At 76.6% G+C, this 1,700-nt stretch carries 3 protein-coding genes; 2 read left to right on the top strand and 1 reads right to left on the bottom strand.

Annotation, left to right across the window (positions count from 1 at the left end):
- On the bottom strand, positions 1-507 hold a 507-nt coding region (locus tag ACFV4N_RS43460), incomplete at its 3' end, for a TetR/AcrR family transcriptional regulator (RefSeq protein WP_499678548.1).
- Between the two features lie 87 nt (positions 508-594).
- Between ACFV4N_RS43460 and ACFV4N_RS43455 the strand changes: the two genes are divergently transcribed.
- Positions 595-1,002, top strand: a complete 408-nt coding sequence (locus tag ACFV4N_RS43455) for a nuclear transport factor 2 family protein (protein WP_499678547.1) — start codon at positions 595-597, stop codon at positions 1,000-1,002.
- A partial coding sequence (locus ACFV4N_RS43450) for a Rossmann-fold NAD(P)-binding domain-containing protein (RefSeq protein WP_499678546.1) occupies positions 999-1,700 on the top strand: 702 nt, incomplete at its 3' end. The genes ACFV4N_RS43455 and ACFV4N_RS43450, both read left to right, overlap by 4 nt.

Raw genomic sequence — 1,700 nt, 5'->3', positions numbered from 1 at the left:
CAGCGGCGCCGCCACCAGGTCCAGGGCCAGGTCCACGTCCACGTCGGCGGGCAGCTCGCCGCGTTCCACCGCCCGCGCCACCATCTCCGCGCCCCGCGCCCGGCGCGGCTCGCCGACGGCCCGTTCCACCGCTCGCGCCAGCGCCGGGTTGCGGCCCGCCTCCGCCGCCAGGTCCGGCAGGATCCGCGCGAACCGCGGGTGCGTCAGCCACCCGTGCAGCGCACCCAGCGTCGCGCGCAGGTCCCCGCGCAACGACCCGGTGTCGGGCACCTCCGCCGGCGGCACGCTGAACTCCGCCAGCGCCGCGACCACCATGTCCTGCTTCGCGGGCCACCGCCGGTACAGCGCGCTCTTGCCCACGCCCGCCCGCTTGGCCACCGCCTCCATCGACAACCGCCCGTAGCCGTGCTCGGCCAGCTCGTCCAGCACCGCCTCGGTGATGGCCGAGGTCTTGTGCGGCTGGAGGACGGCGGCGCCGGTCGGGGCGCGCCGGGTGTGCTCGCTCATGCGGCCCAGCATAGGGCTGGACGGAACGGTACCGTCCCGCGTAAGTTGGACGGGACGGTACCGTTCCGTCCGATTGGAGGCACACCCGTGAACGCACGCGAGATCGTCGACGAGGCGCTGCGCCTGGTCCTGGCCCACGACATGGGCGGGTTCGCCGACCTGTGGGCCGAGGACGGCGTGATGGAGTTCCCGTTCGCCGCCGCCGAGCCGCGCCGCCTGGTCGGCCGCGAAGCCGTCCGCGACTACCTGCGCGACTACACCGACCACCTCGCGCCCGAGGCGGTCACCGAGCTGACCGTCCACCGCACCGCCGACCCCGAGGTCGTCGTCGCGGAGTTCGAGGTCGAGGGCCGGCTCGTCGCCACCGGCGAGCCCTACCGGGTGCCCTACGTCGCCGTGATCACCGCCCGGGACGGCCGGATCACCCGCTACCGCGACTACTGGAGCCCCGCGGCCCTGCCGCAGACCGGCTTCGGGAAGGGCGCGGCCGCGTGACCACGTTGATCATCGGGGGCACAGGCACGACCGGCCGCCGCCTCGTCGACCTGCTGCGCGGCTCCGCGGACCTGCGCATCGCCACCCGCACGCCCACCGCCGCCGAGCACGTCCGCTTCGACTGGCACGACCCGGCCACGCACGGGCCCGCGCTGCGCGGCGTGGACCGCGCCTACCTGGTCGCACCGCTCGGCGTGGCCGACCCGGCGCCGATCGTGGCGCCCTTCCTCGCGCTCGGGGACCTGCGCCGCGTCGTGCTGCTCGGCTCGTCCGCCGTCGAGGAGTCCGACACCGGCCTGGGCGCCCTGTACCGCCTCGTCCGCACCGCCGTGCCCGAGTGGACCGTGCTGCGCCCCTCCTGGTTCATGCAGAACTTCACCGGCGACCACCTCCTCGCCCGCGGCCTGCGCGCCACCGGCGAGATCGTCACCGCCACCGGGGACGGGCGGGTCGCGTTCGTCGACGCCGACGACATCGCCGCGGTCGCCGCCCGAGCCCTGACCGACCCGGAGCCGCACGACACCGACCACGTCGTCACCGGCCCCGAAGCCCTCTCCTACGCCGAGGCCGCCGCGGTCATCACGAGCGTGACCGGCCTGCCGGTGCGCCACCGGTCGGGGAGCGCCGGGGCGCGGGCCGGCCCGGCGGGGGGCTGGGGGGCCCCCCCCGACCTGGCCCCCGGGGGGGCCCGGGCGGGC

The organism is Actinosynnema sp. NPDC059797, assembly GCF_042732085.1.
Classification (GTDB): domain Bacteria; phylum Actinomycetota; class Actinomycetes; order Mycobacteriales; family Pseudonocardiaceae; genus Actinosynnema.
Note: the sequence above shows the minus strand (reverse complement) of the source record. Positions and strands in the feature narration are given on the sequence as shown.